This window comes from Prosthecobacter sp. Pr1 (assembly GCF_057652315.1).
Genome location: NZ_JBYFBS010000008.1, coordinates 193,785 through 209,883, shown reverse-complemented (window position 1 = coordinate 209,883; position 16,099 = coordinate 193,785). Strand labels below are relative to the sequence as shown.

The following is a 16,099-nucleotide window of genomic DNA, read 5'->3' as shown; positions in this document are numbered from 1 at the left end:
GGGTGCGTGGGGGCTACATTACTCGCCCGGCTGGTCACTTCTACGTTTACGTTCATCATCCCCGCCATCGCCACCACCGTAGCCAATCACCTGCACCGTGATGAACGAAGGCTGGTCCTGTCCCATGGCCTGCTCCTCCTTGTCCTGCTTCGGCACCTGGTTGTTCGCCGCCGAAGTCCCCGCCGCCGCGCTCGAAGAAGCCGCCGCCAGCCCGCCCAGGCTCGGTGCCGCCACGGAAGGCGCCGCAGGCGTCCCCGCGCTCGTCCCACCCACGGCGATGTTCGCCGAATTCAGCACGATCGTCGCCGCGATGTTCAGATTCCCCGTCGCACGAATGCCCGCGTCACCCGCATCCACCGCACCGATCGGCGCGATCAAGTCCACATTCCCCGGAGCCACACCCGCCACCGTCGCCAGCACGCCGATGCCACCCCCCGTCGCCAGACCCGCAAGGTCCGTCGCCACGTTCGCGCTCTGCGGGTCAATCAGCACCCGCGTCGGCGGCGCGGACTGCACCGTCTTCGATGACGACCCCGCCGCGATGTCTCCCGTCGTGGACCAGATCATGATGTCGCCGCCCTTCAGGGTGAAAATACGCGAGATCCCGATGTCCACGCTCTTGCCTGCAAAGATGTTGATGCTCCCGCCCCCTTCCGTGATGATCCCCGGTGGTGCCAGCGTGCTGCCGATCGTTGTGGAGGCCAGTTGCAGCCCCCCTTGCGGCGCCAGAATGCTGATGTCCCCGCCGCTCCTCGTGCGGATGTCACGCGCCTGCGTCTGGATGCTCCCCTCGCTGGTCGTCGGGAACAGCTTCGCGATGGCCGCATAGCCTTCCGCATAAGTCCCCACGTTCGGACTGTCCGGATCATTGTGGTCACGCCCTGCATCACGCAGCGCCAGGTAGAAGACCGCCATCGCCAGTTGCTTCTGCTCGTCCGCCGTCAGCAGCGGATCATTCAGATTCACCGAAGCCACGCCCAGGATTTTCGCCAGCTCCGCCAGATAACGCGCACCCGTCGCCGTCGTGGAGATGTAAGTGATGAACGCCCCAAAGTCCGGTGTCCCACCGCCGATGCCCGCCGCCGCCGCCCCCATGCCCGCCCCCACGATCACATCCGATCCCGCAAATGGCAGATAAGGATTGCGCCCGTTGCCGATGCTCGTGATCCCCACGCCCGTTCCGTCCTTGTCGTTCGATCCCGTGCCCAGATTCAGATTCCGCCCCGCCAGCACCTGCAGTGTCCCCGGTCCGCTGATCTGGATGTCGCCCGATTTCGGCGTCTCGCGCGCGTTCGGCAGGTTGCCTTTCGCCACCGCCAGGGAGCGCAGCGCGGAGTTCGCATTGTAGGCCACGATGTCACGCCCGCTGGACACCACTGAGACGTCCGTGGTCTGGGTGTTCTGGATGTAGAAGGCAATGTCAGTGATGTCACGTTGCGCCAGGATTTGCGCCAGCTTTCCAGAGAACAGCGTCAGACCGGAGATGTCGCCCCCGGTTGCATAAACCAGCAGCGGGTTCGCGTCGTTCGCATGCAGAAGTCCTGCCGCATGCAGCGCCTGCTTCGTCTGGGTGGATGCATAGATCCCGGACGTCGATCCCGATTCGGCAAACAACGTGTCGATCGTCTGCAGAAAGGTGCTTCTCGTGGTTTGGGCAATGGGGTTGTTGACGGCAGTCGGCGCGGCCGGGTTGAAGTAGGTTTGATAATAGGCATACGGCGTCAGCACTCCGGGAATGGATGCCGGATTGGCATCCGAAAGGTTCACCGAGGCGGAAGTCCACACCGTGGTCTGGCTGTTGGAGATGATGCTTGTCGAGACGCCATTGGGCCGCAGGCCGTTCACCGCGCCCGCTGCCAGCAGTTCCAGGGTGCCCGTGGCCGACGGCGAGAGAGTGAGGGTGCCCGTCAGATTGATGTCTCCAGAGAAGGCCGCTGCCTTCAGGCTGCCAGGCATCAGTGTGGTCAGCGTGCTGAAGGGGTCCACGTTGGTTTCCGCCAGTCTCAGCCAGGGCTGGTAGTACGCCGCCGAGCTGGCGTTGAGCAGCAGCGAGTTACGCAGCCACAGGCTCAGCATGCTTTCCGGCGTGGTGGAGTCCGGCACCGTTGCGGCCTGCCGGATGGTGATGTCGCCCCCCAGCGAAGTCACGGCCACACTGCTGTCGGACGCATAGGTGGAGAAGTACGTCTTGTACCAATGTCTGTTGGTCACCCCTTGCGGCATCAGGAAGGTGTTTGCCACGGGGCCCAGCAGCACATCGCCACGCGCGCTGACTGTAAAACTGCTTTTGCCCACAAACAGGGTGGTGGGCAGCCAGGTGGCTTCAGGGTAGATGCTTGCCGCCGACCCCAGGAGGCCCAGAGAGGGGGAACGCGTCGAATTGGTGGTGATCTCTCCTCCTGCGCTCAAAGTGCCGGTGCCGCGCTCCACGTAGTAAACGCCGCCGTCAATGTTGCGGCCCGCCTGCACCACCACATCCCCGCCGCCAAGCTCCAGCAGAGTCGCCGCGCTGGGCGTCCCCCTCGCCGCACGGGCGTTGGTGGTCGCGTGCGCGCTCACATTCTGCACATCATGCCCTGCCTTCAGCGTCACATTGCCACCGCCCAGCGCGGCCACGCCGTCAAAGAAGTTGCTGAAGTTGATCCACCAGGTCGTGGACGAAGCCACGTCATTGACGGTCTGCACCGCGCCGTTGGAAACCCGCGTGGTTCCATAAATTCCCGCATCATTGACATACCCTCGGCGCATCAGCCAGTTGTTGGGCAGTTGACGCTGCGAATCCATGATCAGGTTGCCCTGCGAATCCTTCGTCAGATGGATGATGTCCCCCTGGGCTGACACATCCACATTCCCCCCCGCCATGCTGTATTGGGGGGCGTAGAGCTGCTGCACTGCGCCCAGCGAGGTCTGAGGCAGCGAGGTCACAGTGACGATGGGAAGCACAAAGTCACCTGCGGCGAACACCGTCGTCGCCGCCGCCACCGCCACCCCTGCGGTGTAGATGGTGGCAAACTGGTTCAAAAGCTGCACATCCCGTCCGGCGGCGATCTCAATGCTCCCCGTGCCCGTCCGGATCACCTGAAAGCGGTTGCTCGTCGTGGTGTCCGTCGTGGTGGAGGTGCTGTTGTTGGGATTGATGGCCAGCCGCGTCACGGCGCTCTCACCGGGTGACGAGTTGAGCCCGGAGCTGGTGGGAATGGCCTGTCCCGCATCTTTGCCCAGGAGCACAGATCCCGAGTTGGCTCCCAGGCTGCTCAGCGCCACGACTTCGCGGAAATTCGATGCCGAGAAATCCGCTCCCGCCGCCATGCGGTAGGACCACGACTGGTTGTTCAGCGGGCGCAGGCCGCTTTGTGCCATCAGCGTGGCCATCCACATCCGCTCGACGACAATGCCGGTGGTCGGCACCTGAAAGCCATCGCTCAGCGTGTTGTAGAATTCCAGATTGCCCGCCGCACGCAGCGTCAGCACGCCCGCCGCACTCTTGGGGCCATAGCGAAAGGTCGCAAGGTTCCAGTCCTCCGCAGCCGCCGAGGTGGCAGTTCCCAGCGTCAGATTGCCGGTGCGGTTGATGATCTCCGCCCCCGGCGCCAGCACATACACGGAGGACAGCCCTGCATTGTTCGCCAGCAGCCGGTTGGTGATGCTTGTATAAGTGGCCGAGGTGCTCCCGGACGCGCCCAGAAATGCCTGCGAATTCGTGTTGATGCTCGTCTGCGTTGCAGAGGAAATCGCCACGCTCGCTCCGCTTGCGCCCGTCAGATCATAGATGCGGTAACCTTCCACCGTAATGCTCGATGCGTCCACGATGCTGCCGTCCAGCGCGCCCACGAGAATGTCGTTGATGCTGCCGGACTGCGAGTTGTTCGTCGTGTTGATCTGCGGCGCACGGATGTGCAGCGTGCCGCTGAATTTCCCCTGAAACGCGCTCGATCCCACCACCGTGGCAGCACCCGCCACCTTGGAGGCCACCGAGAGGTCGATCAGCGTCCCTGCCAAAATCGTCACCTTGTCAGCGGCGTTCACACTGTTGGCGTTTGCCCCGCCCAGCACACTGCTGGTGCCGATGTAGCCATTGCGGTCCGTGCCGGATTCCAGCGTCACAGATCCTCCCTTGCCGGCACTGTTAAAGTCGGCCGCCGCCACGCTCAGCCGCGCCCCAAAGACCAGGCTCGTGCTCGCCGGCACGGCCGCCGTCACATCCTGGCTCAGGGTCACCTGATTGCCATTGATCGCGGTGACGTAGGTCCCTGCGGCAATGTTCGTACCGCTCACCGACTGCCCCACGGAGACTCCCGTCATGTTGCTCACCGTGATGCTGCGGCTGCTTCCCACCACACTGCCACCTGTCCCGCTCAGCGTGTTCAGCGTGAGGCTGCCATTGGCAGACAGTCTGATCGTGCCGCCCGTCGCCCCGGAGGCGTCGATGGCGCCATTCACCGTGATCGATCCCTGATCCGCTCCCAGATAGAATTCGTGCGCGGTCACCAGGCCCTCAATCGTCACATTCCCGCTGCGCACACGCACATCGCGCCTTTGCGTAAATGACCCCGCGTTGAGCTTGTCATTCAGCGCACTGAAGGAGGGCAGGGCGCTCACATCGATTTTGGCGGAGCCTGCCGTGCCTGCGATCCCCGCCTGTCCCGTCAGGGCTCCGTTCAGACTCACCTGCCCATGGACGGCGCTGGCGGTAAACGTCCCCCCGCTGCCGTAGGCCGCCGCTGCCACATTGATGCTCCCGAACGAGTTCAGCGTCACGTTGCCGTTGTCCGCTGTCAGGATCACCTGTCCCGCATCCGTGTAGCGTATCTGGTCAAAGAAATGCCTCACACTGCCGCCGGCGTCCAGCCTGCCGCTCACACTCACATCTCCCGTTCTGGCATGCAGGGAAATCTGGCCGCTGGGCAGCAGGATGGCCGTGCTGGCCGTCACGCTCGCTCCTTCAAACGTCACCTGCGCACCGAGTCCCAGGCTCGTCGGCGTCGCCAGCGGGCCCGTCGGCTGCGTCAGGCTCAGGCTCCCTCCCGCCACCAGCCTTTGCGTTGCGTTGCTGCCGCCGGTGATGAATGGCGTCACGGCGTTCAAGTCGCCCTGCGCGGTGAATGATCCCGCTCCCTGCATCAAGATGCCGCCGGAGGCATTCAGTGCCACCGTCGAAAACTGCGCCACCGCCAGCGCGTTCTGGCCGATCGTGATCGTCGCGGCCGTGATATTCAGCTCGCCTGACATCGTGCCCGCCGTGCCGGCCGTGCTGTTCGCACTGTTGTCCAGCAGGATGGCGGATGCCGTCAGGTTGATGCTGTCTGCGCCTTGGTTGAAGCCGCGAATTTCACCCGCATGCAGCGCCAGGGTTCCCGTGCTGGAAAAGGTGCCCGTGCCATACAGGTCGATGGAGGTGTAGCTCAGCAGCGAAAGCGCTGCGGTGTTTTGCAGGCCCGCCAGGGTGGTGCCACCCAGCACCAGGCTGCCGGTGGTCTGCAAAGCGCCGGGGGTGGTCAGCAGCACGGAGATTCGGCCGCTGTTCAAATTCACCGCCTGGGAGGTGAGGCTGGCGCTGTTGTCCAGCGCGGTCACATTGCTGGAGTCCAGCGTGATGCTCGCACCACTGATTCGCACGCCCGCCGCCACGTTCAGTTGCGGCAGTGCCGAGGTCGTCACCCCGGTGCGCAGCGTCTGCGCCGTGGCCACACCACTGACACGCACCAGCGAGCCATTGCCGCTCAGGTTCAGAGAATCAGCAGCGGTCTGGGTGCCGGTCTGCGTGATTGTCGCATTGATGGCCAGCGTGATCGTTTGCTTCGCTGCCAGGATGATTTCAGTGCCAGTCAGGGCCACCCCGGCATCCAATGTCACCTGGTTGCTGCGCGCATTGACGGTGCTCGTGCTGGTGCCAAAGGTTCGGTCCCCGCCGATCAGCAGGCTTTCCGCATTCCACCCGCTCAGCAGCGTGGCGTTCAGCACCAGCTTGCCGCTCTGTGCCGGCGCACCCGGTGCTGCCAGAATGATGTCCAGCGGGCTGCTGACGTCCACCCGCCCGCCACGTCCGCCCTGCATCCCGCTGGCTGAGACATTCCCGTCCAGCTGCATGTTTTGCTGGGCGCCGATCAGTGCATAGCCCGCGTCCAGCGCCGTGCGTGAAACCGGCAGGCTCAGGCCCTGCTGTGCGGCGGTGATAAAGGTTGTCGCCGAATAATCGGTGTACTCCGCACGTGCCTTCACCACGCTTTGCGGGGCGATCTCATACTGCTGGTACAGGCTGCCCGAGACCGATGGGTTCAGACTGTTGAAGACGTAGCCGCTCGTCATCACCGCCCCATCAGGCTTCACCAGCGCATCAGTCGCGGTTCCCGCACTCGGCGTGATCAGCAAGGCCCCCGGCAGCAGCGCATACCGCGCAGGCAGCAGGGTGTAGGTGCCCGCCGCCACCAGTGAGTTGCCCTTGAGGTAAATCTGGTCTCCCACTTTCAGGCTGTCATTCGCATAGCCCTTGTCTCCGCCCAGATTGCTGGCGTTCACACTCGACGTCGAATAGGGCGCGTAAGGCGCGGCCAATGAGCTGTAGCCCGGAATGATCGCAAAGACTCCGCTCGAAGCGAGGATGTCCTGCGTGCCGCCATTGCCTGACACCCATCGGTAGCCGTACAACCCGCCCCCGCCTCGAATGTCCAGCACCGATCCCGCCTCCGTGCTCACGTTCGTCGCAGACACTCGCACCGACTTGTCCGGCACGCCGATGCTCGTGATGTCCAGACCGGTGGGGTCGATCCACACGCTGCCATCCTTCACCAGACCATAGGGAATCTGCACCCCAAGACCCGTCTGCGGATCAATGGCTGAAACAGACGTCACGCTCCCGCTGCCAAGCGTGATCTGCTGCGTCACCGGCACGCTCACATTCGTCACCAGACCTTTGGGCGCCGTGCCTGTGCCATCCCAGCCGAGGGTGATGGTCCCAAACGGCGCGCGCAGCGTGCCCTCCTGCGTGATCGTCGCCGCATAAATGTTCAGCCTGCCACCGCCTGAAAGTGGGAACTCCGGAGTGCTGCCGGATGACGCAATCGTCACCGAACCATTGCCCCCGGCATGATTGTAGGCCGTGATGGTGAAGGTGGAGGCCGTCGTCGGATAAATCTGCCCCGCCGTGATCGTCAGATCACCCGCGATGTCGAAATACCCATTGCCGCGCAGCTCCTGCCGGGCTGTCAGGCTCGCCTGGCCGATGTTCTTCAGCGAAAGAAAGCCCGTCTCGATCAAATCAGCCACCACTTCGAGTCTTCCGCTGCCATGGCTCGGACCGAAGTAGCTCGGGCTGTTTCCCAGCCCTGGATTGGAAACAATGAACGGATTGACCAGCTCCTCGTCGCGGGTCGGCTCTCTCAAAGGTTTGCCCAGGGTCACATAGGCTGCGGTCAGACGCACCAGATCATTCGCTGCGATCACTCCGCCGTCCGCCACTTTCAAATAGCCCCTGGCTGTCACATCGACCGCGCCGCTGAACTGCACGTTGCCTTCCAGATTGAGTGAATCAAACCCGCCATTGAGAAACGAGTTCGCCCCAAAGTAGCCCTGGGCTGTGATGCCCGACCCCGAGGCGTTCACCAGTGATTTGCCCACCACATCCTGACCGCTGGCAAACACCGGCTGCGTGAATGCCCCCATGTCCTGGGCCACCATCAGCGTCGTGTCCTTGTCATCCCTCGCAAAACCCGGCAAGATAAACAGACCGGAGGTGACGGTCAGCACACCTCCCTGCGCGGTGCTGCCGCCGGCGTTCCCCACCAGCGTTGCATTCGAGAATAAAAACTCCCCGCCGTTCAGTTCAATCAGCCCTCCATTGCTGTCGACCCGGACCGCAACGGAGCTTGCCACCGAGTTCAGTCCGGAGACAGAATTCTGCGCCGCCACCTCCAGCCCGGCTTCCGCAGCCAGCAAATCCAGCACGCTGCTCGTGCCGGAGACATTCAGAACCGCCCCGGCATCCGCCACGATGTTTCCTTCCACCTTGATCGTTCCACCGGCATGCACCGTGCCCACCCGCCGGCCATAGATATCCGCCAGCAGCACCGTTTTGCCTGCGGTCGAGACACTGCTCGTGCTGCTCAAATGCACGGTCGCAAACGCCACGCTCGAATTCCCATTTTCAGGATAGTGGTTGGCTCCTTTGATCGTGACCGTGCCTCCTGGTACCACGATGCTCCCTCTCATCTCAACGGTCTGCCCGTGCAGCGTCACGCTCCCAAGCGCATCCGTTTCAATCAGCGCCCCTGCTCCCATCACGATGTTGCCACGCACCACGAGCTGGTTGTCCACAAAATTCGTCACCCCGGCCGCTTCGAAGTCCAGTGTCACTGGGTTGCGGTAGCCTTCTGGTTGCAGCAAATGCGTGAGCATGATCGCGCTCTTTCCGTTCTGCTGTTCAATGCTGGCCTGCAGGCTGCTCACCACCGGCCGGATCACCACGCCCGGCGTGATGAGAATGGCGGGCGCAAAGGTTTGCGCACCGGCAGGCGGCGTGATGTCTGAACCAAGTCCGAACAGCGTAAACTTGCTGAACCCGCCCTGGCTGAAAAAGCCTGCTTCCAGCAGCAGCGTGTTCGGGTAGGTCGCGCTGCCTCCCACCTGGATGGTCGGGGCTTTCAAGGCCAGCGCGCCGCCCGTGGAGCCAGAGTAGCCCTGCAGGGTGCCGTCAAGTGTGAGGTGCCCGCCCATCAGGGATCCGATCAACGGGTCATTTCCAGCCTGGATTGAAAGGCTGCCGCCTGCTCCATACGTGATCGCCTGGCTCGCTGTCAGTCCGCCTGAAACATCCACCAAACTCCCCGCCGCGAGTTCGGCTATGTAGCCTTGAATGCTGATGCTTCCACCCTGCGTCGTGCTGCGGTATTCGATCTCACCGCTCGCGTTCCTGGTGGCGACGAAATGTGGCACCGTCAGTGGTGCGGCTGCATCTCTCCGGTCGTTGATCACCAGCCCGGCGGTGCTGATCACCGCAGTGGCTCCCACCGTCACCTTGCCACGGGTGGCACTCACGGGTGGCACCACGGCATATGATCCCTGCGCTTTCAACAGCGCCGTCAGGTAGGGCGAGATGTTGTAGGCGATCAGTTCCAGTTTTCCACCCGGCGCAGACAGCGTTCCTTGGATGTTCACATTCGCTCCGTATAGCTGGATCGTACCACCCGCTGCGGCTGTCAGTGCCACATTGCTCGGCAGGGTGATGTCCCCGTCACCGTTGTTCACCAGCAGCGAGCCAAAGCCCTGCGTGGTCAGCAGCTCTGGCGAAAGATAAACCGTGTCCCGCCGGTCCTGCCGCAGCGCCAGCGGTGCTCCGCTGCCATTCAGCGCAAAGGCATCGGCTGCAGTCTGCGTGACTCCGCCGTTCCGAAACTCAATGGCGGGGGGCGTTGGAGAATAGGTGGGGAACAGCAATGGCGCCCGGCTCACCTGCTGCGTCTGGAATGCCAGGGAAAGGCTGCTCTGCTGCGGCGCTGTCTCCAGCTGCTGCGGGCCAATGATCGTGTTTCCCTTCAAACTGCCATCCAGGGCCATGGCTGCCGCGGCAATATCAAGGCTGCCTCCGTTGCCCCCGCTGCTGTATCCATTTTCATAATGGCTTGGCGTGGCAAATATCCCGGTCGTCGTCGCCGTGGTCCCCCAGCGCGTGTCTGTGACGGACGTGCTGCCCGTGTAGATGCCGGCATACGCCACGTTCGGATCTGCTTTGGCGATGTCCACCAGGTTTCCCCCCACGGCCAGCAGCGTGGTCGCCACCGTGCCCCCGCTGAAGTCCTCATAGCCGCCGGATACATTCACCTGCGCCCCCTGCTGCATCACCACCGAATCACCGGCTTTCATTGTCACCGTGCCCCCGGCGGTGGTCAGTTCCCCGACCGTCCGGTTGATGATGCCGAGGTAGCCTGTCAGGTTTGCCAGCGGCGTCCCCACCCACTTCGTGCCATCGCTCCGCACTCCCTGGTTGCGCAGATCGACGGTGATCGTTTCTCCCCGCAGGCTGCCATTGCGCTGCAGCGCCGAGTCCGCCAGCTCGTTGGCGCGCAGCGTGATCGTCAAAATGTATTTGGAAAGGTTCGTGGCCACCGCCGTTGACCCCGCGACATTGATCACCGCTCCCTGATCCATGTAAATCTGCCCGCTGGAGGCCACAAACTCCAGATCCGTGTTCCCTGGGGCCATCAGCAGATCCCAGATGCCCGCGCTGATGCTGACGTTGGCGTTGGGTGCCAGCACCACCGAGTTCTGCCCGAAGTAAACACTCAGCCCTTGGAAATTGATCTGCGATTTCAGCGCCAGCTCCGTTCCCACCACCGTTTCCGTGCTCGCCCATTCCGGCAGGATCTGCGTCACCGAACCGCTCCCCACGTTCACTTGTCCCGTCGAGTTCGCCGACTGGTACACAAACGGTCCGCCCAGCGTCGGGTCCGAGGAATTGTAGTTGATGTTCGGCACCGCGTTGTAGTTCGCCAGCAGGTCGATCCGTCCGTTCAGCGCCACCGAGGTGCTGCTGTCGATGAACCCGTTCTGGTTCACGACTTTGCCAGCAATCTCCACACTCCCGCGCGGCGCTTCGATCAGCCCCGCGTTCGTCGCCGTTCCTCCATAGCTGCCGACATCTCCCACATACACATCCAGCCCGCGCAGCGATGGATCCTCAGAACTGTGCGCGTCAAAGCCCACTTCCATCCCCGCCGCCAGGATCGTCTGCCCGTCCGGCGTGCTGATCGTCCCGTTGTTCGTCACATTCGGCCCCACCAGCACCACCCGCCCGCCGACATTCGCGGAAGACGTCGGCGCGGTGATCTGCGCCCCCGCCTGCACCGTCACGTTGCCGATTTTCCCAAACGCCGGCACCGAAGGCGGCGTGAAGGCCGGTGTCGGTCCCTTGGTGCCTGCTGGCTGTGCGTTGGCCGAAAAGAGGAACTGTGAATCCGGATTGTTCAGCAGCCCGCGTGTCACCAGGTTGTCATTCAGCGGCAGCGCGGAAGCCACCATCGCATGGGTGTTCACCTCGCTCGCTCCGCCGAAGATGATGCCGTTCTGATTGATGATGTACACCTGGCCCTGCGCCTCGATGGAGCCCAGGATCTGCGTCGGATTGCCCGACGGGTCCGTGATCTTGTTGAAGGCGATCCACGTCCCCGCATCCGCGCCGCCCGCGCTTTGGTCAAACTTCACCGTCGTGTCACTGCCCACGTTGAATGTGTTCCAGTTCAGCAGCGCCTGCTGCTGCGTCTGCTGGATCGTCACAATCGTGTGCGCGTTCTGCAGCGACTGCGTCGGCGCATTCGCCCCGGTCGGCGCACCATTGATGTCCAGCCCGCCCACGCCCAGACCATTGGGCACATCCGGCAGCGTCTGTCCGGGGAAGTTCGGGTTTGCTCCCGCATTCGTCGCTCCCGCTGCTGCGGCCCGCGCGGCCTCCTGCATGGCGTTCACCGCCTCCAGCGCCATCGAGTTGCGCGTCAGCATGTCCTGCGCGTTTGCATGCGCCTGCGCCGTCGCCGCTGCAGTGTCGATCGCATTCGCCGCTCCCGGCGCTGTCGCAGCAGGTGTTCCTCCGCTGCCACCACCACCCGTGGCGATCCCGATGTTCGTGCTCAGCATGTCCGCGATCAGCGGCGTCGGTGCCACACCAGTCAGAACAACGAGCACATGCACCAGCAGCACATGCGCGCAGGAGAACCGGTGCGGTTTCGAAAAGATAAGGGGGAAAAGCTTCATATCGGAGACATTCAAGGTTTCACGCCCGCGTCGTTTGACGGAGCATTTTGCAGTAGCTTAGACAGCGCGACCTCGTTGATGGCCACAGGGTGATTGTGCAACACTTCCGACACATACGCCTGCATGCTGGCGCTGCTCTTTTCATTGCGCATGCGCTGCGCCAGCTGCACGCGCACCTGGTCAAAGATCGGCGTAAACGGCTCTCGCACGTCCAGCACCTTGAGAATATGCCAGCCGTCCTTGAGCCGCACCGGGGCGGAAATCGCGTTCACCTTCAGCTGCGGCAGCTGCGCCAGAATCTCCGGCTGGATCTGCTGCTCCTTGAGCCAGCCGATCTCCCCGTCGCGTGATGCGCTCTCTTTCTCCTCGCTCATCTCACGCGCCACCTGCGCAAAGCTGGCCGGCTTCTCCTTCAGCCGTTGCTGCACCGCCTTCAGCTTCTTCTCCGCACCGGTTTCTTCGGCCACATAAATCTGCGCCAGCCGGAACGACCTCGGCACCGTCAGCGCCGCACGCCCGTTCTCATACGCCGTCCTCAGTTCCGCTTCGCTGGGGTACGACTCCGGCGGGCGGTTGAGCGCCTTCAAATAACTGTCCGCGATCGCGGCCTCACGCGTGCTCTTCAGCAGCGCCACCGTCCCCGGCTCCTCCTCCCATTTCTTTTCCAGCGCCTCCTTCAGGATCACCCGCTGCACCAGCATGGATCTCACCAGCTTGTTCAGCGTCGCAGTGTCACGTGCCAGCGCCTCCCGGTCCACACTGCCCAGCGTGCCAAAGGAGGCCAGCACCTCGCTCTGATGCAGCTCGATGTCTCCGATGCTTCCCACCACCGGGTCGCTTTCTTCTGCCATTATAAGGCTGTTCAAGCCGCAGCAAAGCAGCACGCAAGACCACAGGTTTGAGCGCATCTTTTTCATGTCAGCGTTTGGCGGGTGCCTGCACTTTGGCAGGGTCATCTTTCGGTGCAGGCTTCGCGGCGGTCTTCGGTGCCTCGTCAGGCTTGATCTTGCTGTCCACCAGCTTGTCACCATAGTCCTGCACCAGCGTCTCCAGCTTCACCCGCATGTTGCGTGTGAACGGCTCGCGCGCGGCGATGGCCGTGCCCAGTCCAAAGCCCTCATACTTCGACAGGATCTCGCTGCCCACCTTGAACAGCTCGTCATTCTTGCGCTGGTAATCCGCCAGCTTGCGGTCCTGCAAAATCACCCGTGCCGAAAGCTCCGCACGCTGCGCGTCCACTTTCATCGCCGCTTGCTTGAGCTTCTCATGCCCGGCCTTCCAGCTGGCCAGCGCCTCCTGCAGCTGCGCCTTCTCGCGCTCCTCCTCCATCACCTTCGCCTTCAGTTCCGCGATGGCTTTGGCATCGGCGTCCTTCTGCGCGTTGCTGTCCTTGGCCAGCTTCTTGAACTCCGCCTCCTGCTTCTTGACCTTCTCCTCCAGCTCCAGGTTCGCAGCCTGCAGCGTCGCGCGCTCAGCCTCCGTTTTCTGCTGCTGGATCATCACGTTGCGCAGCTGGTCGCGCATGCGTTTCAGCACGGCCATGGCTGGGTCCGCCTCCTCGGCGGCATGAGTGGCGCCGGTCATGAGGCCGGCAAAGGCGATGAGGGATGCAATGCGTTGCTTCATAAAATTAGAATCGGGCGGTGAGGTCAAACATGATCACGTCGGAGCGGAGCGCCGGTCCCGCGATCTGCGCGGCGGCCATGTAGGAGAGGTGGAGCGCGGTCTGTTTGGACAGCGCCAGCGCCGCGCTCAGCGTGTAGCCCTTCATGTTCGTGCCGCCGCCGCCGAAGTTCGAGTCCGTGAATCCGTCCACCACCGCGTCAGACTCCACGTAGCGGTAGCCGACGCCGAATGCCCAGTCGCCGCGTTCGTTGAACAGCGTGGTCGGCTTACCAAAGTTCACGCCCATGTACCACGCGGTGTCGCCGCCTTCCCAGTTGCCGGTGCCGCCGCTGCGGTTGTTCACCACCGGGTCAGCCCGGTTCAGATTGCGCATCGCAGTCTGGTCGAGCCCCACGTTTTTCACAAACTCGCCCAGCAGGGACACCTGCAGCGGCCTCATATGATTGAAGTCCAGACGTCCCGCCCAGGCGATCTGGCGGAACTTCGTGGCCAGGCCAAAGTATTGAAACTGCGCCACCGTGCCGTTCAAGTTGCCCCCGGGGGATGCTCCCGCTGTCGGTGTGATGTTGCGGATCTTCCGGTACGTGTTCCCCTTCTGCGCAAACAGCGGCCGGCTGTTGTCAGTGTCGCCAGCGTCGTTGACGGAGGCCGGGACGAACGGGCTGGAGAATCGACCTTCGATGTTTTCCCAGTCGTAATACGCGAGGCTCATTTTGCCCTCGATGTCATCGGTGACCTTGAACTCCACGCCAAACTGCGCGGCGAAGAGGTACTTGTCATAGCTCTGTCCCTTCGTGGTGCTGTTGTCAGGGAAGTTGAGCGCGCTGTTGAACACGGCAAACGCACCGCCGCTCAGCCACGTCTTGAAGTCGGGGTTCCACGTGCTCTTCAGCTTGAAGGCCGCGCCATCCAGCGCCACGTCTTCATCCCACATGATTTCACTGGACGTCATGAACAGGTTGTCAAACCGGCCCAGAAACATCGCCACATCCGTGTTCTCTGTCAGAGACGCCTCATACTTCACAAACGCGCGGTCCAGCCACAGCTGATACTTGGAAAAGTTGCCGCCCTGTCCGCCAGGCCCCGCTGCTGCCATCGCCTGATTGGTGGACACCGGCGTGTTCGTGCTGCCCGTCGCAAAGCGGATGCCGGCGGTGAATCCGTCCTGCAGGTCAATGTCAAAGCCCAGACGCATCCGCATCAGGTAGGTGTCACGGCTCTTGTCCACATTGAGCTGCGGCGGGATCAGGCCCAGGTTATCAACCCCGAAGTTAAACGGCTGCCCGCTGTTGATCGCGTTGAAGTTAGGGAAAGCTCCCGTCGTGCTGTCATTCCCCTTCGGAAAGTTAAAGCCCTGGTACATCGTGCGGATGTCCCCAAAGAGCTTGATCCGCTGCGTCCATTCCGGAGCGGAGTTCGGCGCCGCCCACTGCTGTTCGCGCGCCTGCGCAAAGACTTCTGTGCGCAACTGGTCGCGAATCTGCGCCTTCACAGATTCAGGGATGTACGTCACGCGCACCTCTTCAGCGTCCGGCTGCACCGGCGGCATCGCGGTTTGCGCGGCCACCGCTGCCTGCGTCTCCGCTAGGGCTTGCGCCTGCGCCTTCGCAAAGGCCGCATCCTCTTCCGCGCCCTTGATCAAATCAGACGCCTCACCATGCGTGAGGATGCCCTTTTGCACCAGTCGGTTGATCAGGTTCAGCGTCACATTTTGCGACGGCGTGTTCAGGATCGCCTGCGGAGCCGCAGCATTCGGGTCCGGCAGCACCGGCACCGCTTCGGCAGGATCGGCCGAGATCGGCGCTGGAGTGCTGGAGGAAACCGCCGTTGCAGCTCCCGTCGCAGGCGGGGCATTCTCAGCCAGCAGCGGCAGCGGTGCAGGCAGCGCAGGTTCCGCAGCAAACATCAACGATGGCTGCAATGCGGCGAGGAGGGAGGCGGTGAAACAGGCGTACGTTCTTCGCCAGACTTGTTTTGGAGTGAGCATGGAGCAGGGAGAAAAAGGGAGGGGGCTTCAGTTCGGTTTGCGTGCGGTGAGTCGCAGATTGATGGGCATTGGCATGTCGTCCGGCGGTGGCTCGTTGAGCACCAGTCCGTTGAAAACTTCGTTCTCGATCGCGGCGTCCACCTTGCTGTCGCCGGTGCTGCCCGTGAGCTTCACCCGCACGATGCGTCCGGTGTTGTCAGCCCAGATTTTGATCACGTTGGTAAATCCCGCGCGCTTCGTCACCGCGTTGTTGCGCAGCGCATCCGCCAGTCGGTTCTGCACCTGCCCGGCATAGGAGCCCCACTTGCTGCCGCCTTTGCCGCCGCCGCCGATCATCCCGCCGCCGCCACCACCGCCGCCGCCAAGGCCCAGCCCGCTGCCGTTGCCTCCGCCAATGGCCGTGCCCAGCGGTTCATCCGCTGGCTTGTCCATCGGTTTGTCCTCCGGCTTGTCCACGACCTCTTCAGGCGCCTGCTCGATCATCTTTTCCTCTTCCTTCTCCTCCGGCGGCGGCTCTTCCTTTTTTGGAGGCGGCGGCGGTGGGGGCGGCGGCGGAGGCATGGAGATCGAAATCATCTCCATCTTCTTCTTGGGCGAAGCCTTCGAAGGCTTGTGATTCATGAACAGGTAGCCACCGCCGGCAAGCGCCAGCCCGCCCAGAATCAGCAGCACGAGATACCGCCGGAAAAATCCGGGCTCCTCGTCGTTGATGTGATTGGATGCCATGGTGTGGTAGAAAAAACGTTG

At 62.9% G+C, this 16,099-nt stretch carries 5 protein-coding genes; all 5 read right to left on the bottom strand.

The genetic code is table 11. The annotated features are described in order from the left end of the window. Positions 1–18 precede the first annotated feature (18 nt). The 5 genes from AC24GY_RS15305 to AC24GY_RS15285 all read right to left on the bottom strand — a co-directional run bounded on the left by AC24GY_RS15305 (position 19) and on the right by AC24GY_RS15285 (position 16,078). The gene (locus AC24GY_RS15305) at positions 19–11,739 is read right to left on the bottom strand and encodes a filamentous haemagglutinin family protein (protein WP_487684614.1); all 11,721 of its coding nucleotides are present in this window, start codon (positions 11,737–11,739) and stop codon (positions 19–21) included. A gap of 11 nt (positions 11,740–11,750) precedes the next feature. Then, a complete protein-coding gene (locus tag AC24GY_RS15300) occupies positions 11,751–12,590 on the bottom strand; it encodes a peptidylprolyl isomerase (protein WP_422320876.1) in 840 nt (279 codons plus the stop codon). 67 nt (positions 12,591–12,657) lie between these two features. Further along, positions 12,658–13,365: a hypothetical protein gene (locus tag AC24GY_RS15295; RefSeq protein WP_422320875.1), complete on the bottom strand. Its 708-nt coding sequence runs from the start codon at positions 13,363–13,365 to the stop codon at positions 12,658–12,660. 4 nt (positions 13,366–13,369) lie between these two features. Then, a complete protein-coding gene (locus AC24GY_RS15290) occupies positions 13,370–15,352 on the bottom strand; it encodes a putative porin (RefSeq protein WP_487684610.1) in 1,983 nt (660 codons plus the stop codon). 27 nt (positions 15,353–15,379) lie between these two features. Further along, the gene (locus AC24GY_RS15285; protein ID WP_487684607.1) at positions 15,380–16,078 is read right to left on the bottom strand and encodes a TonB C-terminal domain-containing protein; all 699 of its coding nucleotides are present in this window, start codon (positions 16,076–16,078) and stop codon (positions 15,380–15,382) included. Between the last annotated feature and the right edge of the window lie 21 nt (positions 16,079–16,099).

Bases quoted from the DNA above. Each gene is read 5' to 3' on its own strand.
- AC24GY_RS15285 (WP_487684607.1), bottom strand. From the start codon at position 16,078: ATGGCATCCAATCACATCAACGACGAGGAGCCCGGATTTTTCCGGCGG.
- AC24GY_RS15300 (WP_422320876.1), bottom strand. From the start codon at position 12,590: ATGGCAGAAGAAAGCGACCCGGTGGTGGGAAGCATCGGAGACATCGAG.
- AC24GY_RS15305 (WP_487684614.1), bottom strand. From the start codon at position 11,739: ATGAAGCTTTTCCCCCTTATCTTTTCGAAACCGCACCGGTTCTCCTGC.
- AC24GY_RS15295 (WP_422320875.1), bottom strand. From the start codon at position 13,365: ATGAAGCAACGCATTGCATCCCTCATCGCCTTTGCCGGCCTCATGACC.
- AC24GY_RS15290 (WP_487684610.1), bottom strand. From the start codon at position 15,352: ATGCTCACTCCAAAACAAGTCTGGCGAAGAACGTACGCCTGTTTCACC.